This is a genomic window from Ferrimonas sp. YIN67, from assembly GCF_057219095.1.
This window is the reverse complement of record NZ_JBXVVJ010000001.1, coordinates 502,968-525,204: the sequence shown is the minus strand read 5'-3', so window position 1 is coordinate 525,204 and position 22,237 is coordinate 502,968. Positions and strand designations below refer to the sequence as shown.

Annotated in this window: 17 protein-coding genes, 1 other RNA gene and 1 pseudogene; 15 read left to right on the top strand and 4 right to left on the bottom strand. The window is 59.2% G+C overall.

The genetic code is table 11. The features are described 5' to 3' along the window. Positions 1-74: 74 nt before the first annotated feature. From cysN to AC2D8U_RS01940, 8 genes are all read left to right on the top strand, one after another. Entirely contained in the window at positions 75-1,529 is a 1,455-nt protein-coding gene (gene cysN / locus AC2D8U_RS01975) for a sulfate adenylyltransferase subunit CysN (RefSeq protein ID WP_484617356.1), read from the top strand. Then, a complete protein-coding gene (locus tag AC2D8U_RS01970; protein ID WP_484617355.1) occupies positions 1,526-3,289 on the top strand; it encodes an SLC13 family permease in 1,764 nt (587 codons plus the stop codon). Before cysN ends, AC2D8U_RS01970 begins: the two co-directional genes overlap by 4 nt. Positions 3,290-3,547: 258 nt before the next feature. After that, positions 3,548-4,141 carry an adenylyl-sulfate kinase gene (gene cysC / locus AC2D8U_RS01965; RefSeq protein WP_484617354.1) on the top strand — a complete coding sequence of 198 codons (594 nt, stop codon included), beginning with the start codon at positions 3,548-3,550 and terminating at the stop codon, positions 4,139-4,141. Then, positions 4,138-5,100 (top strand): DHH family phosphoesterase, encoded by a 963-nt coding sequence (locus tag AC2D8U_RS01960; protein WP_484617353.1) that lies wholly within the window; start codon positions 4,138-4,140, stop codon positions 5,098-5,100. The genes cysC and AC2D8U_RS01960 overlap by 4 nt, the downstream gene beginning before the upstream one ends. Before the next feature lie 193 nt (positions 5,101-5,293). Further along, the gene (gene glmM, locus AC2D8U_RS01955; protein WP_484617352.1) at positions 5,294-6,637 is read left to right on the top strand and encodes a phosphoglucosamine mutase; all 1,344 of its coding nucleotides are present in this window, start codon (positions 5,294-5,296) and stop codon (positions 6,635-6,637) included. A gap of 111 nt (positions 6,638-6,748) precedes the next feature. Next, positions 6,749-7,666 carry an ROK family protein gene (locus AC2D8U_RS01950; protein ID WP_484617351.1) on the top strand — a complete coding sequence of 306 codons (918 nt, stop codon included), beginning with the start codon at positions 6,749-6,751 and terminating at the stop codon, positions 7,664-7,666. 11 nt (positions 7,667-7,677) lie between these two features. Further along, positions 7,678-8,397 carry an ElyC/SanA/YdcF family protein gene (locus tag AC2D8U_RS01945; RefSeq protein WP_484617350.1) on the top strand — a complete coding sequence of 240 codons (720 nt, stop codon included), beginning with the start codon at positions 7,678-7,680 and terminating at the stop codon, positions 8,395-8,397. A gap of 9 nt (positions 8,398-8,406) precedes the next feature. After that, on the top strand, positions 8,407-9,270 hold the full coding sequence (locus AC2D8U_RS01940) for an EamA/DMT transporter family protein (RefSeq protein WP_484617349.1): 864 nt from the start codon (positions 8,407-8,409) through the stop codon (positions 9,268-9,270). On the opposite strand, the gene AC2D8U_RS01935 is transcribed toward AC2D8U_RS01940, so the two are convergent. From AC2D8U_RS01935 to AC2D8U_RS01920, 4 genes are all read right to left on the bottom strand, one after another. Then, positions 9,200-9,856, bottom strand: a complete 657-nt coding sequence (locus AC2D8U_RS01935; protein WP_484617348.1) for a DUF2982 domain-containing protein — start codon at positions 9,854-9,856, stop codon at positions 9,200-9,202. The two genes, AC2D8U_RS01940 and AC2D8U_RS01935, sit on opposite strands and share 71 nt — an antisense overlap. A 22-nt stretch (positions 9,857-9,878) precedes the next feature. Beyond that, a complete protein-coding gene (locus AC2D8U_RS01930; RefSeq protein WP_484617347.1) occupies positions 9,879-10,313 on the bottom strand; it encodes a bactofilin family protein in 435 nt (144 codons plus the stop codon). A gap of 253 nt (positions 10,314-10,566) precedes the next feature. After that, on the bottom strand, positions 10,567-11,463 hold the full coding sequence (gene galU / locus AC2D8U_RS01925; RefSeq protein WP_484617346.1) for a UTP--glucose-1-phosphate uridylyltransferase GalU: 897 nt from the start codon (positions 11,461-11,463) through the stop codon (positions 10,567-10,569). Between the two features lie 120 nt (positions 11,464-11,583). Next, entirely contained in the window at positions 11,584-11,880 is a 297-nt protein-coding gene (locus AC2D8U_RS01920) for a ComEA family DNA-binding protein (RefSeq protein WP_484617345.1), read from the bottom strand. Between the two features lie 319 nt (positions 11,881-12,199). On the opposite strand from AC2D8U_RS01920, the gene AC2D8U_RS01915 reads away from it, so the two are divergent. From AC2D8U_RS01915 to AC2D8U_RS01885, 7 genes and pseudogenes are all read left to right on the top strand, one after another. Then, entirely contained in the window at positions 12,200-13,591 is a 1,392-nt protein-coding gene (locus AC2D8U_RS01915; protein ID WP_484617344.1) for a DASS family sodium-coupled anion symporter, read from the top strand. A gap of 122 nt (positions 13,592-13,713) precedes the next feature. Continuing rightward, positions 13,714-13,811: signal recognition particle sRNA small type (gene ffs / locus AC2D8U_RS01910), an RNA gene on the top strand. A 205-nt stretch (positions 13,812-14,016) separates the two neighbouring features. After that, positions 14,017-14,235: pseudogene (locus tag AC2D8U_RS01905) on the top strand (DUF6538 domain-containing protein); the annotation flags it as partial. Positions 14,236-14,505: 270 nt separating this feature from the next. Then, a complete protein-coding gene (nhaA, locus tag AC2D8U_RS01900; protein WP_484617343.1) occupies positions 14,506-15,897 on the top strand; it encodes a Na+/H+ antiporter NhaA in 1,392 nt (463 codons plus the stop codon). After that, the gene (gene acnA, locus AC2D8U_RS01895) at positions 15,887-18,649 is read left to right on the top strand and encodes an aconitate hydratase AcnA (protein WP_484617342.1); all 2,763 of its coding nucleotides are present in this window, start codon (positions 15,887-15,889) and stop codon (positions 18,647-18,649) included. The genes nhaA and acnA overlap by 11 nt, the downstream gene beginning before the upstream one ends. Before the next feature lie 16 nt (positions 18,650-18,665). Further along, the gene (locus AC2D8U_RS01890) at positions 18,666-20,144 is read left to right on the top strand and encodes a class II fumarate hydratase (protein ID WP_484617341.1); all 1,479 of its coding nucleotides are present in this window, start codon (positions 18,666-18,668) and stop codon (positions 20,142-20,144) included. A 694-nt stretch (positions 20,145-20,838) separates the two neighbouring features. Next, the gene (locus AC2D8U_RS01885; RefSeq protein WP_484617340.1) at positions 20,839-22,209 is read left to right on the top strand and encodes a DASS family sodium-coupled anion symporter; all 1,371 of its coding nucleotides are present in this window, start codon (positions 20,839-20,841) and stop codon (positions 22,207-22,209) included. Positions 22,210-22,237 lie beyond the last annotated feature (28 nt).

The window sequence follows — 22,237 nt, the reverse complement described above, 5'->3', positions numbered from 1 at the left end:
CCAGTATCTGGTGGGAGTGATGCATGGCTAGTAGCTAGTAGCTAGACGCTGATAGCTTCCTGAAAGGAATGATTATGAACGCACAAAATGCACTGATCGAGCAGGATATCCTGGCTTATCTGGATCAACATGAAAACAAAGAGCTGCTGCGCTTTATCACCTGCGGCAGCGTCGATGACGGTAAGAGCACCCTGATCGGGCGGCTGCTTCACGATGCCAAGATGATCTTTGAAGATCAGCTGGCGGCGATTGAATCCGACAGCAAGAAGGTGGGCACCACGGGGGAGCGGATCGATCTGGCCCTGCTGGTGGATGGTCTGCAGTCGGAGCGGGAGCAGGGGATCACCATCGACGTGGCCTACCGTTACTTTGCCACCGATAAGCGCAAGTTCATCATTGCCGACACCCCTGGGCATGAGCAGTACACCCGCAACATGGCCACTGGTGCCTCCACCGCCGATCTGGCCATCATCCTGATCGATGCCCGCCATGGGGTACAGGTGCAGACCCGGCGCCACAGTTACCTGGTGTCCCTGCTGGGGATCAAGCAGGTGGTGGTGGCCATCAACAAGATGGATCTGATCGGTTACGACCAGGCCCGTTACGCTGGGATCCAGGCGGATTACGCCGAGCTGGCCAGCCAATTGGGATTGGAAAATGTTCACTATGTGCCCCTGTCGGCGCTGGAGGGGGACAATGTGGTCAGCGTCAGTGAGCACACCCCCTGGTATCGTGGGCAGCCATTGATGACGCTGCTGGAAACCCTGCCTGTCGAGCCCGCCCACAGTGGTGAGCAGAGCGGTGCGTCGGGCCTGCGACTGCCCGTGCAGTACGTTAACCGTCCCAACCTGGATTTTCGCGGCTTCGCCGGTACCCTGGCGGCGGGCCGGGTGGCACCGGGTGACGTCGTGGTGGCGCTGCCCTCGGGCAAGAGCAGCACCGTCAAGGCGGTAGTGACCTTCGACGGAGAGCAGGCGTCGGCCCAGGCGGGCGATGCGGTGACACTGACCCTCAATGACGAGATCGATGTGAGTCGCGGCGAGATGCTGGTCAGCCCTGAGCAACTGCCCTGTCATAGTGCTCGCCTGCTGGCGACCCTGGTCTGGATGGCGGATGAGCCGATGCAGCCGGGGCGGGAGTACGGCATCAAGCTGGCGACCCAGTCCACCACGGCCTGGGTGGACAAGGTGCAGGAGCGGGTGGATGTGAATACCCTGGAGCGTCAGGGGGCGAGTCAGCTGGCACTCAATGAGATCGGCACGGTGGAGCTCAGTGCCGCCAAGCCGCTGCTGTTTGATCGCTATGGCGATAACCGCACCACCGGGGCCTTTATCCTGATCGACAAGATCAGCAATGTCACCGTGGCGGCCGGCATGGTGCAGGATCCCCTGAACGCAGCGGTAGAGAGGGCCAATGAGCAGCGCTACAGCGCTTTTGAGTTGGAGCTCAATGCCCTGGTCCGCAAACACTTCCCACACTGGGGAGCGCGGGATCTGAGCCTGGATGAGCTGTTTGAGTCGGATCAATGAGCACACTCTGGGCAGCCTTGGATTCGGGCGGACTGGCCTGGCCCCAACTGGCGGTGCTCGTCCTCGGGCTGGGCTTGATCGCCGGCCTGGTGCTGACCCGTATTCGACCTGAGCTGTTGTTTGCGGCATTAGGGTTAGCGCTGGCGGTGACCGGACTGGTCCCCGCCGCCCGGCTGCCACAGTTGGCCGCCAACCCGGCGGTGATCACCCTGCTGTTGCTCTTGCTGGTCTCCGCTGCCCTGGAAAAAACCGGGTTGCTGGCCCTGATCGGTCGCCATCTGTTTCGCCAGGGCTATACCCACACCCTGGCACGCATGGGGGCGGGCACCATGATCAGCTCCGCCTTTTTGAACAACACCGCCGTGGTCGCCACCATGGCGGGGGTGGTCAGTCGTCATCCGGACCATCTGCCCTCCCGCCTGCTGCTGCCCCTCTCCTATGCGGCCATCCTGGGCGGCACCCTGACCCTGATCGGTACTTCGACTCATCTGGTGGTGAATTCGGTGCTGACGGAGCAGGGGCGTCCGGCGCTGGCGCTGTTTGATTTCTTTCCCGTGGGGATCGTGGTGGCTGTTGCCGGACTGGCCCTGCTGCTGATGCTGGCTCGAACCCTGCCGGTGCGCGAAGGGGAAGCGAACGAGGAGCCCCCCTACTTTATCGATGCCGAAGTCGAGCCGGGTAGCCCCCTGATCGGCCGCTCGGTCCAGCACAATGGCTTGCGCTCACTGCAGGGCCTGTTTTTGGCGGAGATCGTCCGGGAGGGGCGTCTAATTGCGCCGGTCTCGCCCGATCTGGCCCTGCAGGCCCATGACAAGCTGGTGTTCTGTGGCGAAGTGGAAAAGATCAATGAGCTTGAGCGGTTCAAGGGGCTCAGCCTGTTTGCCGGCAGCAATGGCTTGCTCGGCAGCAACCTGGTGGAAGTGTTGCTCAGTCCCACCTCAAACCTGGTGGGAAGGACATTAAAAGACAGTGACTTCCGGGCCCGTTTCGATGCCGCCGTGGTGGCCATGCGGCGTCGGGGGGAGCGTCTGTCTGGCAAGCTGGGTAACGTGGCACTGCAGGGGGGGGATATCCTGGTGCTGGCTGCCGGAGAACGCTACCAGGCAAGGCGCAGCGTCAACCGCCACTTCTATCAGATCGGCGGCACCGTGCTGCAGCGGCCCTTGTTGCGCTGGCAGGAGGTGCTGGTGTTGGGGGGCTTTGCCCTGACCCTGGCAGCCAATCTGTTGCTGGATCTCTCCTTGTTTGTTGGTCTTGGGGTCTTGCTGACCGCTTTCCTGGCCAGTGGGATCCTTACCGGTAACGATGTCCGCCAGCGCTTCCCCTTTGAGTTGTGGGTGATCATCACCGGCGCCCTGGCCCTGGCGGAGGCGTTTACCCAGACGGGTTTGGCTGAGCAGTTGGCCCTGGCGATGCAAAGTCACCTGGCCGGTGGAGGCGTCCTGGCGGCGATGGTTGGGGTTTACCTGGCGGCGCTGCTGACCACGGAGCTGATGACCAACAATGCTGCGGCGGCCCTGGTGCTGCCCCTGGCCCTGGGGCTGGCCGATGCCTTTGGTGTCTCCGCCATGCCCTTTATCATGGCGGTGGCCTACGGTGCCAGTGCCAGCTTTGTCAGCCCCTTCAGTTACCAGACCCATATGATGGTGATGAACCTGGGAAATTACCGTAAGCGGGATTACGTCCGCCTGGGTGTGCCGCTCTCCTTGCTGTACAGCGCCCTGGTTCTGGTGTTGATCCCCAGGGTGTTCCCTTTCTAACCGCTAACCGCGAGTGCGGTTAGTGGTTAGCGTTTAGCTGTTAGCTGTTAGCTGTTAGCTGTTAGTGGTTAGTGGTTAGTGGTTAGTGGTTAGTGGTTAGTGGTTAGTGGTTAGTGGTTAGCGGTTAGCGGTTAGCGGTTAGCGGTTAGCGGTTAGCGATTAGTGGTTAGCTGTTAGCTGTTAGCTGTTAGCTGTTAGCTGTTAGCTGTTAGCTGTTAGCTGTTAGCTAAAAACTGCTTTTCAAGAATGAGTAATGGAATGACCGAAAACATCGTTTGGCATCAACACAGTGTTTCCCCCGCCCAGCGGCGGGAGCAGAAGGGGCACGGCCCGGCCGTACTCTGGTTTACCGGACTGTCCGGCTCGGGCAAGTCCACCGTGGCCAATGCCCTGGAGGCGGCACTGGCGGCGCGAGGTGTGCACAGCTATCTGCTCGATGGCGACAATGTGCGCCATGGGCTCAACGGGGATCTGGGGTTTACCGATGCGGATCGGGTAGAGAACATTCGCCGCATCGGCGAGGTGGCCAAGCTGTTTGCCGACGCCGGCCTGGTGGTGCTCACCGCCTTTATCTCACCCTTTCGAGCCGACCGTGCCCTGGTAGAGCAGCTTCTGCCCCAGGGGCAGTTTCTTGAGATCCACCTGGATACGCCGCTGGCCGAGTGTGAAAAGCGCGATCCCAAGGGGCTCTATAAGAAGGCTCGAGCCGGGGAGATCCGCCACTTTACCGGGATCGACTCCGACTATGAGGCCCCGGTCGCCCCGGCGCTGCGTCTGAACACGGCCGAGCAGAGCCTGGATGCCTGTATCGACAGCCTGCTGGGGCTGCTTGAGAGCCGCGGCGTGCTATGAGCCATTTTGATGTGTTCAATGGGGATGCGGACGGGATCTGCGCGTTGCTGCAGCTGCGCAAGAGCCACCCCCTCGATGCCACCTTGATCACCGGGGTGAAGCGGGACATCGCCCTGCTAGACCGTGTTCCCGCCCGGCCGGGCGACTCGGTCACCGTGCTGGATCTCTCCCTGGACAAGAACCGCGACCCACTTGAGCGGATGCTGGCGGCGGGCAGTGAGGTGCTCTATGTCGATCACCACTTTGCCGGCACGATCCCGGCGCTGCCCAACCTGACGGCCCATATCGAAACCGGGGCAGATTGGTGCACCAGTTTGCTGATCGATCGATTGCTGTCGGGTCGTCAGCGTCAATGGGCCATTGCCGGAGCCTATGGCGATAACCTGATCCCTCGTGCCGATGCACTGGCGGCCGAGTCGGGACTGACCCCGGAGCAGGCGAGTCAACTGCGGCGCCTGGGTGAGTTGGTCAATTACAACGGTTATGGGCGCACCCTGGTCGATCTGCACATCACGCCGGAGGCCCTCTATCGTGCCCTGCTGCAGTATGAGTCGCCCCTGGCTGCCTGGGCCGATCCGGATTCCGTGGTGCATCAGCTGGCGGATGGGTTTGAACAGGATCTGGCCAAGGCGCAAAAAAGGACGGCGCATCGACAGGGGGAGCGCGTGCTCTGGGTGGCGTTGCCGGATCAGGCCTGGGCCCACAGGATCGCAGGCACCCTGGCCAATCGCCTGGCCCGAGCCCATCCCGAGCGGGCCGTGCTCCTGTTGATCGATCTCGATGACGATCATTGCATGGTGTCTCTGCGCGCGCCCCTCAACGACCCTCAAGGAGCGGATGCTTTCTGTCGCCAGTATGCCAGTGGTGGAGGACGGACGCTGGCGGCGGGGATCAATCGTTTACCCAACGCGCGCCGGGGTGATCTCTTACGTCATTTAGCGCAGCATTACGCCCAGTAAGGCAGAATTTCATCGCTTTTTAGTGGCATAATGCCGTCCCTTGCTTGCAAGCTGCCGTAACGTGAACTTGGGTTTTCGCGGTAAACGGTGGCAAAATGGCGGGTAACTGACCGCAAAGATACCGATAAACGGTCTGCAAGGATGTTCCGGCAGTGCACAGAGTTTGCGCTGCCCTTAAGATCAAAAGAAGCGTATGAGTCGAAAATATTTTGGAACCGATGGGGTTCGTGGCCTGGTAGGCCAGTTCCCGATCACCCCTGAGTTTGCCATGCACCTCGGGTACGCCGCTGGCTCCATCATGGCCCAGGCGGGCACCCGTGAAGTGATCATCGGCAAAGATACCCGGATCTCCGGATACCTGCTGGAATCTGCCATGGAGGCGGGTTTTATTGCCGCTGGCGTTAACGTGGCCCTGACCGGGCCACTGCCGACCCCGGCCATCGCCTACCTGGCCCAGACCTTTCGGGCCGACGCCGGTGTGGTGATCAGTGCCTCGCACAACCCCTACCATGACAACGGCATCAAGTTTTTCTCCACCACGGGCACCAAGCTGACCGACGCCAACGAGTTGGCCATCGAGGCCCAGCTGGATCAGCCCATGGGCTGTGTGGCTTCGGATCAACTGGGTAAGGTACGCCGGATCAACGATGCCGCAGGACGCTACATCGAGTTCTGTAAGAGCAGCTTTGCCAAATCTGGCAGCCTTAAGGGGATGCACATCGTCCTGGATTGTGCCCATGGCGCGACCTACCACATTGCCCCGGCGGTATTCCGCGAGCTGGGCGCCAAGATCACCGTGATCGGTGACAAGCCCAACGGCCTGAACATCAATGCCGAGTGCGGCGCCACTCACCTGGATGCCCTGGTGGCCAAGGTGGCGGAAACCGGTGCCGACATGGGGATCGCCTTCGATGGCGATGGCGATCGGGTCATGATGGTGGATCGTGACGGCACCATCGTCGACGGTGACGGGATCCTCTACATCATCGCCCGCCACTGGCAGCGCAGTGGCGTGATGGAAGGCGGCGTGGTCGGTACCCAGATGGCCAATCTGGGTCTGGAGCTGGCACTCAAGGCGCTGGGCATTCCCTTTGCCCGCTCCAAGGTGGGCGATCGTTACGTGGTCGAGTTGCTTAAGGAAAACAACTGGCAACTGGGGGGCGAGAACTCCGGACATATCCTGAGTCTGCGTCATCACACCACAGGGGATGGGATCATCGCTGCCTTGCAGGTGCTCAATGCCCTGCAGCTGCAGGGGGAAACCCTGAGTCAGGCCCGTGCAGATCTCACCATGTTGCCCCAGATCCTGGTGAACGTACGTTTCTCCGGAAAAACGGCGCCATTGGAGGCCGATTCGGTCAAGGCCGTCGTGGCCGAGGTGGAGGCCGAGATGGGCGAGCAGGGGCGCGTGTTGCTGCGTAAATCCGGCACCGAACCGCTGATCCGAGTGATGGTGGAAGCCCAGCCCAGCTTCGATGTGGCGGCGCTGGCGCAACGTATCGCCGATGAAGTGCAGCGTATCGACAGCCAGGGCTGACGATAACGCCAGGAAAAAGCCCGCATCTGCGGGCTTTTTTGTCTTTCACGACGCTCCCCTGTGAGCTTGTTAAACTCACGGGGGAGTGAATGGAATTTGGAAAATATGTCTATGGCTACTTCAAGCCGAATGCGGATCGGGGTGGATCTCGGTGGCAGCAAAATTGAGCTGGTCGCCCTGGATCCGGCCGGTCAGATCCTTTGGCGTGAGCGTCAACCCACCCCCAAGGGCGATTATCAGGGAACCCTGAATACCATCGTCGAACTGGTACTTGGCTGTGAACGCGCTTTGGGTCAGCAGGGCAGCGTGGGCGTCGGGATCCCCGGTGTACTCTCCACTGTGACCGGACGTGTCAAGAACGCCAACTCCCAGTGCCTCAATGGCCACAGCCTGAATGCCGATCTGGGCCTCCTGCTCGATCGGCCGGTGCGCAGTGCCAATGACGCCAACTGCTTTGCCGTATCCGAAGCGGTGGATGGGGCGGGTCGAGGACACCGGCTGGTGTTTGGGGCGATCCTGGGGACCGGTTGCGGTGCCGGGATCGCCATCAATGGGCAGGCACACGTCGGCGCTAATGGGATCGCCGGGGAGTGGGGGCACAACCCACTTCCCTGGATGAGCGAAGCCGAATACCCGGGGCCCGAGTGCTTCTGTGGTCAGCGGGGCTGCATTGAGCATTATGTTTCGGGCAGCGGCATGGCCCGCCAGTACGCCGAGCGTTTTGGTGAATCGCTCACCGCCACGGAGATTGAGCAAAATGCCCGTGAAGGCGAGCCCAGGGCATTGGCCATTCAGGACGCCTATGCCGATCAACTGGCTCGTTCCCTGGCCCAGGTGATCAACATGCTGGATCCCGACTGTATCGTGCTCGGCGGTGGCCTCTCCAACCTGGAGTGGTTGTACACCCAGTTGCCCGCCCGCTTGCCTCAATATGTGATTGGTGGCGAGTGTGTCACCCCGATCTTGCGCAACCAGCACGGGGATGCCTCCGGGGTTCGGGGTGCGGCTTGGCTGTGGGGTCGGGCATAGTGGGATTCTGGTTGAAAAAAGCGGTGACGGCCGCCCTGTTACCTGTGCCCCTGGCCTGTCTTGTAATGGCCCTGGGGGCATTGCTGATCCTGCGTCGGCAGCGTTTGGGTCTCGGGCTGATCCTGGCCGGACCGCTCTACCTCCTGCTGCTGAGCTTTTCACCCGTCAGCCAGATCTTGGCGGGGCCGCTGGAGCAGCGTTACCCGGTTTGGCAGCCGGGGGAGCCTGTTGCCTATGTGCTGGTGCTGGGCAGTGCTCACCACAGCGATCCCGCTCGCCATCCGCTGCAGCAACTGTCGACGACGGCACTGGCTCGCTTGATGGAGGGGGTTCGGATCTGGCGGGCAAATCCGACGGCCACCCTGGTGGTCTCCGGGTATGGTGGGACGGATAGCGTGGCCCATGGCGACTTGATGCGCCAGGCAGCGCTGAGCTTGGGGATCCCCGACGCTCAGATCAAGGTGCTGGCACAGGCCCGGGACACCTTCGAAGAAGCGAAGATGACCTCGGCCCTGATCGATCAGGCCCCGGCGGTACTGGTGACCTCGGCCACCCATATGCACCGCTCCATGCTCAGCTATCAAAAGGCCGGATTGGCCCCCACGGCGGCACCCACGGACTTTATCGCCAGGCCGACGCACCCCTGGTACCTGACCTCTTTGAATCTGTGGAGCAGCCAACGGGCGATCCACGAATACCTCGGCCTGCTTTGGCTGCAACTGCAACACTGAAGTTTATCTATGTCTCTCCTTTGGTTTGTTACCCTGATCTGGGCATTCTCCTTTTCCCTGATCGATGTCTACATTGCCGGCCAGGTGGATCCCTACTTTGCCGTACTGTCACGCATGATCCTGGCGTGTCTGCTGTTTATTCCCCTACTGCGGCCCGTGCCGGTTTCTCTCGCCGTCCGCCTGGCCGGGATCGGGGCGGTACAACTGGGGCTGATGTTTACCCTGCTGTACCACGCCTTTGCCTTCCTGTCGGTGCCGGAAGTGCTGCTGTTTACCGTGATGACCCCGCTATGGGTGCGCCTGCTGGAAGATCTGCGATACCAGAGTTTCCACTGGCGCGGCCTGTTGCCAGCGCTGGCCGCCGTACTGGGGGCGGTGATCATTCGTTACGAGTCGATCGAAAGTCATTTCTGGCTCGGCTTTATGCTGGTTCAGGGCGCCAACCTGAGCTTTGCCTTTGGCCAGGTGGCTTACCGGGCCGTTGCCCCCCGGCATGAGGTCCCCCATCACCAGGCGTTTGGCTGGTTCTTTGTCGGTGCCTGTATCCTGGCCCTGATCAACTGGTTATTGCTGGGTAACGCCGAACGCCTGCCCAACACATCGCTGCAGTGGGGCGTTCTCCTCTGGCTGGGGCTGGTGGCGTCGGGCGTGGGCTATTTTGCCTGGAACCTTGGGGCGACCCGGGTCAATGCGGATCAGCTGGCAGTGATGAACAATATCCTGATCCCAGCCGGGATCCTGGTGAACCTGGTGTTGTGGGATCGGGATGCCGACCTGCTGCGTCTGGGCCTGGGAGGTATGGTTATGGCCTTGTCGCTGTGGCTGAGCCGTCGGGCGCCAGGGCCTCGGCCTGGTAGTGGCGCAACAAGTTGATCATCTGCTCTGGCGAGCGGTCGAGCATGGACATGGGCAGGTAGAGATCAAACCCCAAGCCCTGGCGCAGCAGGTTGATATGGCCGGCATAGGCCGCCAGGATTCCGGTCAGGCCCGCTCGAGACTCGGTCATGGTGGGCATGCAGCTGCCGTTGTCACAGGGCTGTACCATCTGCTGCAGGGGGCGTTGCTCCATCAGCAGGGCCAGGGCCAGCCTGGGCTCTATGGTATGGATATGCTGTTCATTCTGCCGTAGGCGTAAGCCGACGAAGGCCATGGGCTCATGGTTGTCTTGGTGGCGGGGCTGATCGAAGCGTTGCAGTTGCTCCCAAGGCACGAACCAATGGCCCTTGCGATGGTAATAATGCAGGCCTTCAGGGGTGAGTGTGAGGCTCACCTCGGGATCGAGCCGTTTAATGGTGCCGAGAAAGAGTAGGGCGATGGCGATCACGCAGAAGGAGAAGGCCAGGGCAGCGTTGAGCTGGAAAGCGTAGAGGAGCAGGGAGAAGGCGCAAAGTAAAAAGCCGCCCAGCAGCAAGGTAATGCTGTTGCGACGGCTCATCGGGGCTAGGCTTATCGTCTTCATACGATCAGCCTAGCATAAGGGATCAGGCAGTTGCAGCGGCCTTGGTGTCCAGCTTGGCGGCTTTCTTGGCCGGGGCCTCTTTGGGGCTCTCCAGGCGCAGCATCTCTTCTTTGAGACGGGTACCGACAAACTGACCACCCTCGAAGATCTCGATCTTTTCGGACAGGACTTCGCCATCTACCATGCCGTTCGCAGTGATGGACAGGCGCTTACACTTCATCTTGCCTTTGAAGTGGCCAGATACACGCACCTCTTCCGCTTCCAGTTCCCCTTCGATACGGCCAGCTTCCTCGATCAGTACGCTGCCTTTGGCGATCACAGTGCCTTCGATGCTGCCATCTACCATGCAATCGCTGTCCAGGGTCAGCTCACCGCTGAGGCGGCAATCGGTGGAGATGTAGGTCGGGGCGGCATTGCTTTTGCTTTTGGTATTGGTATTGGTTTTCTTTCCAAACATGGTCGTCGGTCAGTCTCTAATTAAGGTTCAAGGCAGTGTACGGCGATCGAACAAAATCACCACCGGCTTGGTGCGAATATGCAGCCGATGTCAGAAAAAATCCACCGTCATAAACTCCGTATGGCGACCCGAACCATGGAAAACTGAAGCTCGAAGGGAAAATCGACTGGTGCTGAGCCGTTGCCGAGGATGCCTCTTTTACTGAAAGAAAAAAGGGTGCTCAGCGCACCCTTCAACAGCGAGATGGAACCGGTCATGCGGTCCACTGGCGCAGATGGGAAAGCAGCGATTCGCCCAGCTCCGGGTGTTGCAGCGCATATTCCATATTGGCCTTCATATAACCAATTTTGCAGCCACAATCATGGCTTTTTCCCTGCATGAAATAGGCATCGATCGTTTCACTTGCCAATAACTGGGCAATGGCATCCGTTAGCTGGATCTCGTCTCCGGCGCCGGGAGGCGTAGCCGCCAGCAGGGGCCAGATCGCAGCAGAAAGCACATAACGGCCGACCACGGCCAGGTTGGACGGTGCTTCGCTGATGTGGGGTTTTTCGACCAGGGCCTGGATAGGCGCATCATCGCCGGGTCCTATTTGATGGCCATTGATGTCCACCACGCCGTAGCTGGAGACGCGCTCCATGGGAACCGACTCGACCATGATCTGGCTATGGCCCCGTTGCTCAAAGCGTTGGACCATGGCAGCCAGGTTATCGACGACGGGATCACTGCTGTATTTATCGATAAGAACGTCCGGCAGGATCACGGCAAAGGCCTCGTTCCCGACGACAGACTGAGCGCACAAGATGGCATGACCCAGCCCTCGGGCCTCATGCTGACGGACGCTGATCACCGTCACATCATCGGGACAGATCGCTTTAACTTCCCTGAGTAATTGGCGCTTTACCCGTTTTTCCAGGGTTGCCTCAAGCTCGAATGAGGTATCGAAATGGTTTTCTATGGAGTTCTTTGATGAGTGGGTGACCAGGACGATCTCCTTGAACCCGGCCGCGATGGTTTCCGCAACCACATACTGGATCAAAGGTTTGTCTACAACGGGCAGCATCTCTTTAGGAATGGCCTTCGTTGCAGGCAGCATACGCGTCCCCAAACCGGCAACCGGGATCACCGCTTTACGCACTTTTCTCGTCATATAAACACCTCCGCAATGCTCTGTGTCAGAGTGATTGACTGGATCTGCAGTGTAGTTGCTGTTAGCGAGAGGTGACGGATAAATGGAGGGAAATGCCGGAGCGAAACTCCGGCATGGGGCCTATAGGGCGATATGCTCCCGGTTTTTCGCGATGATGGCTGGGCTGATCCCCTTGACCTTGTTTAACTGCTCTATGGCCGTAAAGGGACCGTTCGCTTCGCGATATTGGATGATTGCCTCGGCCTTGCGCTCGCCAACTCCCTTGAGTTGCTTCGCCAGGGTTTTGGCATCAGCGGTATTGATGTTGACCGGTTGGATCTGCGCCTGTGATGTGGACTTGGCGCTTTCCGCCATCACGGGCGTCAAAATTTGCGGTGCACTCAGTAATGCCAGCCAGATAAATAACCACTTTTTCATGACACACTCCTTGTGTTGTGACGAGCTTCTGAATCTAGTCAGTTGGCCAATGACCCAGATCAAGGAAGGTGTGGATTGTGGCGGCTTGAATCGCCGAATTGGACCGGTTGTTTCCACTGCTATGGCCCGCTCTGGTGGAGTAATACTCTGAAATTACCTGGGTGATCTGGGTTCGCTTTGTGGGTGTTTCACGCAATCATCCTTTGGTCTAACACCATTTTTGACTCTTATCTCGTTGGTTTAACTGTGCTTCAATGCGCGAACGTGGCGGACCACGAATGTGCATAGAGAACAGCTCACTCAATGAGAGGGACAGCGGATGCAATCAGAAAACACCAAGACGGTTCAGGAATGGACAGCCAGTGGAACTTGGCTTGATCGCAATGCCATGATTTTTCTTGTCAATCTACTGGTTTTTGTTTTGATGATCACCCAGCTACCGTTTGATAGTGAGGTGAATAAAGGCCTGGCCATGCTCCTGTTTATCGGGGTGCTTTGGCTGACTCAGGCGATTAACATCACCATCACGGCCATTCTGGTGCCCCTCTTGGCGGTGGGGCTGGGTCTGACCGATACCACCAAGGCCCTGGCCAACTTCGCCAACCCGATTATCTTCCTGTTTTTTGGCGGCTTTGCCCTGGCAGCCGCCCTGCATGTGCAGGGGATCGACAAGCGCATCGCCAGTAAGGTGGTGAACCTGGCGGGAGGGCGGCTGGCAACGGCGACCTTCCTGCTGTTTTCTGTGACCAGTGCGCTCTCCATGTGGATCAGCAACACCGCCACGGCAGCGATGATGTTGCCCTTAGCGCTGGGCATGTTGTCTCAGTTAGAGCCGGGTGAACATCGCCGAACCTATGTCTTTGTCCTGTTGGGCTGTGCGTACAGTGCCAATATTGGTGGGATCGGCACCCTGGTGGGGAGTCCGCCTAACGCCATTGCGGCCGCCCAGGTAGGCCTCGATTTTGCGGGCTGGATGGAATATGGCTTGATCGCCATGTTGATCCTCTGGCCCTTGGTGATGCTGGCGCTGTACCTGATGATTAAGCCAGATCTGAGTCACAAGTTTGAGTTTCGTGCCGAGACCCAGGAGATGAGCCGATCGGCGAAACTGACACTCCTGGTGTTTTTGTTAACCGTTGCAGCTTGGATCTTTTCCAAGCCCCTGTCTGCGGCGCTGGGGGGGATCAGCAAGTTTGATACCTTTGTCGCCCTGTCGGCGGTCGTCGCCCTGGGTGTCCTGCGGCTGGCCAACTGGAAGCAGATAGAAAGTCAGACTGATTGGGGGGTGTTGCTTTTATTCGGTGGCGGTTTGACCCTGTCCGGCGTGTTAAAGAGTACCGGCACTTCGGTATTTATGGCCAATGGCATCATGGAAATGATGGGGGGCGCCGGCATTGCGTTACTGATGCTGGTGGTTATCCTGTTCGTCATCATGCTCACCGAGTTTGCCAGCAATACGGCGAGCGCCGCCTTGCTGGTGCCGGTTTTCGCATCCATCGCCGAGGTGATGGGCGTTTCGCCCGTGATCCTGGCGGTTCTGATCGGGATCAGTGCCAGCTGTGCTTTCATGCTGCCGGTTGCCACGCCACCGAACGCCATCATGTTTGGCTCGGGCCATATCAAACAAACCGATATGATGCGAGCGGGCGTAGTGGTCAATGCCCTCTGCGTTGTCGTACTCTATTTGCTCAGCCAGTGGCTGTGGAGCTAATGCGCTGACCGAAAAGTGTGCGAATGCACCCAAAGGCCGCCATTTAGGGCGGCCTTTACTTGCATCGCATCGTCGGGATAGTGATAATGCCCCTGCGTTCTCGGACGCACCTTTCTATGGTGCCCCGGTCCTCTCGCAATGCTAATTTGTCTACCCTGGTCAGGCCCGGAAGGGAGCAGCCACGGCTTAGGACGCATGTGCCGGGATGCGGCTGGGGTGCCACCCAAATCTTTTCCTAAGATTCTGAAATTCAAGCGAAACATACCGAAGAGCCTTTGGTGATACACTAGGTGGTACACTTTGGCAGGTTCAAACGCTACAAACTCCCCCTCAAATCAAAGCCAATCCTCGGCGAATACCCCTTATATATTTCAGCCCCGTCATGGCGTCACTCTTGTTAAAAAGGTCGGGCACGTGTAGCTGTCCCTGTTGCTCTCCAGCAATCGGTTGGTCGGCGTGAAGTCCGTAAGTCATTGGGCACCAAGTGTCGACGCGAAGCTGTCCGGCGTTCATGGGCGGTATTAGACACCCTTTCCCAGCGGGCTCATGGCCAGATCCCTCAGTCGGTGTTACAGCAGGTCCGAATACACGCCATGAATGCCCCTCAGCGATCCTCCAGCAGCAAATCGTACCCCTTACCCTAAGGCCACAAGCCATAAGAAGCTGGCTCTGCAGGTTTCTGTTGAAGTGGGGCCAATCCCATCAAAGCAGGGACGATGAGGCTAAGGGACTAGACTGAGTAAGTGGGGTTTCTGCTGTACACGGGAGTGATCTATGCCGTGGATCAATGGCGAGCGTGAGTATCCACGCGGTTGCAGGTGCTGCGTGTGCGGAGCCGTGTGTCATCATAACCGGCGCTTACCGGGGCCGGGCCCGCGGTCATCATGAATACCGACGGTAACAAGTCATCCTGGATGAAACGGGGTCATGCGACTCAGCTGCCGAAGGAACACATCGATTGGATCATTCACCCGGTCACGCGCTTCGTTAAGCTCGAAGCCTCTGCAGGACTGGTCCTGTTCTTTTCGACGTTGCTCGCTTTGGCGCTTGCCAACTCTGCCTGGCGTGAGCCATTTGCCGCCGTGTGGCATACCTCAGTTGGGATCAAGTTCGGCACCCTTGTGTTTGAACGGTCGCTGCATGGCTGGGTGAATGACGCCACGATGACCCTGTTTTTCTTCTTAATCGCGTTAGAGCTCAAGCGTGAGCTGGTGCTCGGTGAGTTACGTCAACCGCGCCTGGCCATGTTGTCGATCAGTGCCGCTCTGGGTGGCATGTTGTTTCCCGCATTTATCTATCTGCTGTTGCAATTTGGCGAGCCCGGCCAGCATGGCTGGGGCACCGTGATGGCAACGGACACGGCGTTCGTGATCGGCTGTTTGGCGCTGCTGGGTCGGCGCATTCCGAAAAGTTTGCGGATCTTCATGCTGTCGCTCGCGGTCGTCGATGACATTGGGGCCATTATCGTGGTGGCCATAGGTTACGGCTCCGAGATCCATTGGCTCCCTATCGGACTGGCCTTGCTGGGTTTGGTGTTGATCTGGCTTATCGGTTTTCTCGGGGTGCGCAGTATTCCCCTGTTTTTTCTGATCGGCGGATTGGTCTGGCTGGCGGTCGATGCGTCAGGCCTTCACCCGACCGTCACGGGCGTGGTGCTCGGTTTGATGACCCCCACCCGTAAATGGGTCACCGATGATCGTCTGCATACCATCATGGATTGTGTGGTGGCTTATCCGCCGGGCGATCATTGGAGTGGGGATACGCCCGGTCGCCGGGTGTTGAAAACGGCGGAAGCGGCGGCGCGCGAAGCGCTCTCTCCGGTGGAGCGGTTGGAAATGCTGCTGCACCCCTGGGTCGGTTTTGTCGTGATGCCTTTATTTGCCCTGGCCAATGCGGGGGTACAGCTGACTGAGACGCCGTTTACGCCGTCATTGATGATGGCGGTCTTTCTGGGTTTGGTGCTCGGCAAGCCGGTCGGAATTCTCCTCTTTAGCTGGCTGGCCGTGCGCTTGCGTGTTGCGGCTTTGCCACCGGATCTCAATTGGCGGTTGATCCTCGGTGGTGGCGCGTTAGCCGGCATTGGTTTCACCATGGCCTTGTTTATCGCCGAGCTGGCGTATAGCCCGGAGCAGATCAACGCCGTGAAACTGGCCATCTTGCTTGCGTCGGTTGCGTCGGCGCTGTTTGGCCTGACTTTGTTGCGTTACTTCACGCCGTCTTCGCTTGCGCGAACTGAGTGCCCAACGGGCGCAGAGCAGACTTCCCTTGAGCGACGATCCATAGAGGCCAAAGATCATGAGGTCTAAACAAGCACTGCAATGGCGCCAACGCTATTTGACCGAGCACGTCAGCGACGGTGAAACATGGCGTTATTGGTCGCTGCCGAAACTGGCGCAGGATCACCACTTCTCGCTCGAACAGCAACCGTTTATCGTGCGGCTGTTTTTGGAAAACGTCATGAGGCATGGCCCGGGGGATCACGACCAAGCCAAGATCATCCAGCAGCTCAGCGCGAGGAACGCATCACAGGCGTTTGAGTTTTCGTTTTTCCCCAGCCGGGTGCTGATGCAGGACTATACCGGTGTGCCGGCGATCGTCGATCTGGCGGCGATGCGCGATGCGGTGCACGCCAAAGGGGGCGATGCCAAACGGATCAATCCGCTGTGTCCGGTCGATCTGGTGATCGATCACTCGGTGATCGTGGATAGGGCCGGAACCGCCGATGCGCTCTCTTTCAACCGGCAGCGGGAGATGGAACGCAACCGAGAGCGCTATCAGTTCTTAAAGTGGGCGCAAGGCGCTTTTGACAACCTGACCGTGGTGCCGCCGGGCCGAGGCATTTGTCATCAGGTGAATCTCGAGTATTTGGCTCAGGTGGTGCGCCAGGCGGATGGCGTCCTGTCTCCGGATACGCTGGTGGGCACCGACAGCCATACGACGATGATCAACGGCCTAGGGGTACTCGGTTGGGGCGTTGGCGGCATCGAGGCCGAAGCCGTCATGCTCGGCCAACCCTTGAGCCTCAACGCACCCAGGGTGGTTGGGGTGAATTTGCTGGGGGCGCTGGCGCCGGGCCTGACCGCCACCGACTTAGTGTTAACCCTGACCGAGTTACTGAGAAACCACGGTGTGGTGGGCAAGTACGTTGAGTTTTACGGCGCGGGGCTGGCCAACCTGAGTGTGGCGGACCGTGCCACCATCGCCAATATGGCGCCTGAGTATGGCGCCACCTGTGCGCTGTTCCCCATCGATGATCAGGTCATCGACTATCTCACCTTGACCCACCGTCCCGCCGATCTGGTGAAGCGGGTGCGCGATTATGCCCATGCCCAGGGCTTGTTCTATCAGCCGGGTGAGCAGGCCAATCCGGTGATCTACAGCGAGAGCCTGACGGTTGATCTTGGCGAGATCGTCCCCTGTGTCGCCGGGCCGAAGCGGCCACAAGACCGACTGCCGTTAGCGGCGATCAAGCAGAAGACCCTGGATGAGATCGCCTTGGCGGGCGAGCACTCGCCCAGAAGCCTGGGCGTGGGCGCGGACGATGAGGCGCTGTCTGACGAAGTGCTGTCCGACGGCGATCTGGTGATCGCCGCCATCACCTCCTGCACCAACACCTCCAACCCGCAGGTGATGGTGCTGGCAGGGTTGCTGGCCAAGGCGGCAGTGGCGAGAGGCATGAGGGTCAAACCCCATGTCAAAACCTCGCTGGCGCCCGGCTCTCAGGTGGTGGCGCGCTATCTGGATCAGTCCGGCCTGCAGGGGTATTTGGATCAGCTGGGTTTTCAGCGGGTGGGATTTGGCTGCACCACCTGCATCGGCAACTCCGGGCCACTCAACGATGGACTGGAGGCGGTGATCGCCAAAGACAAGCTGCAGGTGTGTGGCGTGCTGTCCGGCAACCGCAACTTTGAAGGGCGCATTCATCCCTTTGTGCGCTTGAACTGGCTGGCCTCGCCGCCGCTGGTGGTGGCGTTTGCTCTGGTGGGCCATACCCGCATCGATTTGGACACCGAGCCGTTGGGTTCGGATCGCGATGGCAATGCGGTGTTCCTGCACGACTTGTGGCCCGATAGCGCCGAGGTGGCGGCGGTGCTGGCGCAGATCAACCGTGAGCTCTACGGCCAGTCCTATGCAAACATGAGCACTGGTGACGACACCTGGGAGGGGCTCAAGACCGACAACGCGGTGTGCTACCCCTGGCAAGCGAGCTCCACCTACATCCGCCAGGCCCCGTTTGTGGCTTGCAACACGCCTCCTGAGCCGATTGTGGATGGCCGAATACTGGCTATTTTGGGTGACTCCATCACCACGGATCATATCTCGCCTGCGGGTCAGATCGATCCGCAGACGCCGGCGGGCGAATATCTGCTGAGTCAGGGGGTGCAGACCGAGGCCTTTAACAGCTACGGCGCGCGCCGTGGCAATCATCAAGTGATGGTGCGCGGCACCTTTGCCAATCGGCGCTTAAAGAACCGCCTGGTGGATCCGATGGAAGGGGGCTTCACCCGCATTTGGAACGCGCCGGGCGGATCGGTCCGACTGGAAGGGCAAGCGGCGGCGCCGCCAGCGCCGGTTTCGATCTATCAGGCCAGTCAACACTATCTCGCCCATCGTGTGCCGCTGGTGATCTTTGCCGGTAAGGAGTATGGCACCGGATCAAGCCGCGACTGGGCAGCGAAAGGGTGTCTGCTGTTGAACATCAAGGCGGTGATCGCACGCTCCTTTGAGCGGATCCACCGCAGCAATCTGGTGGGGATGGGGATCATGCCCTTGCTGCTGCCCGCCGATCTCGATCTGGCTGCACTAAAGCTCAGGGGCGACGAGCGGATCAGCATACCCGCGCCATCGGCCAAGGGGTTTGAAGCGCTGGCACCACGGCAGATCCTCGCCCTGCAGATCGCTGCGGCCCCTCCATCGCCGCTTGAACCGGCGGCAGTACAAAGGATCCCGGTGACGCTGGCGATCGACAATGAGCGTGAGCTGGCGTATTTCTTCGCCGGGGGGATCTTGCCCTACGTGGCCGATCAACTCTGTTCGCCCAATCGGGGCAGGGGATGAAAATGCGGGGGCGGGGATGAAAAAGCGCCACCAGCATGGCGCTGGCCCGAAAAAGGCACAGGCCGCAGAGATCCCGCCGTCCCAGAGCAGTGCGCCGTGCCAGAGCAATGCGCAGCCAGCGGATGGCGAAGTCCTGTGGGGCAAGCAGACGCAAGCGTCGCTGCGCTATTTCAACATCGGCGAACACAGATTTAGTCCGCGATTTATCGCCGTGTTGGTCACCATTAAGCGGGCCTGTGCGCTGGTCAACCGCCAGCATCAACGGCTAACGGCCAAGCAGTGTGATGCCATCGTGCTGGCCTGTGAGGCCATTTTGGCGGGCGATCATGAGGCCCAATTTCCCCTGCGCATATGGCAAACCGGCTCCGGCACGCAAACCAATATGAACGTCAATGAGGTCATCGCCTCGCTGGCCAACGGCTATTTGGTGGACAGTGGCCAGGGCGGGGCGCAGCCACAGTCACTGCGACAGCCCATTCACCCCAATGATCACGTCAACCGATCGCAATCCTCCAACGATCTGTTTCCCAGTGCCATGCATATCCTGGTGGCCACCGAAACCCGGCAACGATTGCTGCCTGCGCTGATCCACATGGAGCGGATCCTGGCGCAAAAACAGGCCGAGTTTCACTCTATTTACACGGTCGGGCGCACCCACTTGATGGATGCCTTGCCCATCCGTGCCGGATCGATACTCTCGGCCTACCTCAGCCAGTTAACGGCGGCTCGAAGCGCGATAGAGCAGAGTCTGGAGGCGGTGTGTTCACTGGCGCTAGGGGGCACGGCGGTGGGCTCCGGGGCCAATGCGCCGGCGCAATTCGGCCAGCAGGTGATCGCACGGTTGGCCGAGCATTATCAGTTGCCCTTTAGCCAGCACCCCAATTTGTACGCGGCGGTATCGAGTGAGGACGCTCTGCTGTGTTACAGCGCGGCGTTAAAGCAGTTGGCGGCCTACCTGCAAAAAATGGCCAACGATTTTCGATTGCTCGGCAGTGGGCCACGTTGCGGCTTCAACGAGTGGCACCTACCCGCCAATGAGCCGGGCAGCTCTATCATGCCGGGCAAGGTGAACCCGACCCAATGTGAGGCGCTGAGCATGGTGTGTCTGCAGATCTTCGGCAACGATCTGACGGTGTCTCTGGCCGTCTCCAGCGGCCAGTTGCAACTGAACACCTATCGGCCGGTGATCCTGCACAACCTGTTGGAAAGCATCGACTTGCTGTCCGATGCCATCAACGCCTTCAGCGCGCACTGCATTGCCGGGCTGACGCTGAATCACGCGCAGATCGAGACGAACATGCGCAACAATCTGTCGCTGATCACCCTGCTTGCCCCGGATCTGGGCTATGACGTGGCCGCCGAGATCGCCCGTACCGCACAGCAGCAAAATATCCCGTTATCGGCCGCGGCTGAGATCTTAGGCTTATACACCCAAGCGCAGTTTGAAACGCTGCTATCAGAGTGTTTGGAACGGCACTTCTCGACGATAAAGTGAGCGTGATGGCGTTCAATCGAGGCGGGGCGAAGGAACGTGGTCCCTGTGCCCATGGTGGATGAGTGGCTGATCATTCGCCCCTGCATCGGAACGAAGAGCGAGCACCATACCGGCCAGCCGATATGGTGTTACTCTTCATCACCTCAAATCCGTGGCCGTAACCCTATGCAGGTTTTTGCTTTAATTCCATGCACGCATATGGTTCAAAACTACAGGTAAGTGCCTGATGTTCGGGCGTCGCTTATGCAGAGGTATGGTTTAAGCGCTCCCAAAAATCTGACCATTCACGGGCAACCCCCGTATTTTTTCAGTCCCGCCATGGCGTCTGGTACGCACGCTTGGTTGCTCCCTCAGAGTTGAGGCAACCGGTCGGCATGAAGTCCGTAAGCCATTGAAGACTAAGTATCGACGCGAAGCCGTAACACGTTCAGGGTGTAGTGGCACACTAAAAGTGGAGCGTTGAGCATTAGTCAAGGATGCGATCCGGGGCAAGGCTTCTTTGGCGTTGACCATGACAGCCAGGGGGCAAGCTGCCAGAAGGTGGCTTTCACTGGGCAATCCAGGCTTGTTTTTCAATACCCTCCCGGGTTTATGTCATGACGGACTCTGTGCTTCAATAGAGAGGTACCGACTCCCGCCCGAAGTTCGTCACGGGCGAGGTCGAGTTGAGGGGAAAATAATGGATTCAGACGGTATGTCAGCGCGGAGGGAGCGTTTGGGGGCAGGGCGCGAGCATCGCGTGCTGATCCTGGGGATCAATACCCTGCTGTTTCTCTCGATGATCACCCTGCTGCCCTTTGCACCAGCAGTCAATAAGGGCCTGGCCATGTTGGTCTTTATCGGCGTGCTTTGGCTGACTCAGGCCATCGATATCACCATCACTGCCGTTCTGGTGCCACTCCTGGCCGTTGCCCTGGGGTTAACCAACACAGTTGATGCCTTGAGTCATTTTGCCAACCCCATTATCTTCCTTTTTTTCGGTGGTTTTGCCCTGGCTGCCGCTCTTCACGTGCAGGGGATCGACAAGCGCATTGCCAACAGGGTGGTGAGCCTGGCGGGGGGCAAGCTGGCAACCGCCAGCTTGCTGCTGTTTATCGCGACCGGCGTGCTCTCCATGTGGGTCAGCAACTCTGCAACGGCGGCGATGATGCTGCCACTGGCCCTGGGTATGCTGTCTCAGCTGGAGCCGGGTGAACATCGTCGTACCTACACTTTTGTCCTTCTGGGCTGTGCGTACAGTGCCAATATCGGAGGGATCGGCACCCTGGTGGGGAGCCCTCCCAATGCCATCGCTGCGGCTCAGGTGGGCCTGGGTTTTGCCGACTGGATGGTGTATGGCTTGAGCGCCGTAGCGATCCTCTGGCCCTTGGTGATGCTCTCTTTGTATCTGATCCTGAGGCCGGATCTGAGCCACAAGTTCGAGTTTCGGCCTGAAACCCGTGGAATGACGCGTTCGGCGAAGCTGACACTGGTGGTGTTTCTGTTAACCGTGGTGGCGTGGATCTTTTCCAAGCCTCTTTCTACCGCTCTGGGGGGAGATGGCAAGTTTGATACCTTGGTAGCCCTGTCGGCGGTTGTTGCCCTCGGAGTCTTTCGACTGGCGAATTGGAAGCAGATTGAACGTCAGACGGATTGGGGAGTGCTGCTGTTGTTTGGTGGCGGTCTGACCCTGTCGGGTATCCTGAAAAGCACAGGTACTTCGGTGTTTATGGCCAATGGCATCATAGCCTTGATGGGCAACGCCGGTATTGCCTTACTGATGCTGGCGATCATCCTGTTTGTCATCATGCTGACCGAGCTTGCCAGCAATACGGCCAGTGCCGCCCTGCTGGTGCCTGTGTTCGCCTCCGTTGCCGAGGTGCTGGGGCTCTCGCCGGTTATCTTGGCGGTACTGATCGGGATCAGTGCCAGTTGTGCATTTATGTTGCCGGTGGCGACCCCGCCCAACGCCATCATGTTTGGTTCGGGTCATATCAAGCAAACGGACATGATGCGGGTGGGTGTGGTGGTGAATGCCATCTGCGTCGTCGTGCTCTATTTGCTCAGCCAGTGGCTGTGGCACTGAGGGGATGACTGAAAAGTGGCCGAGTGCC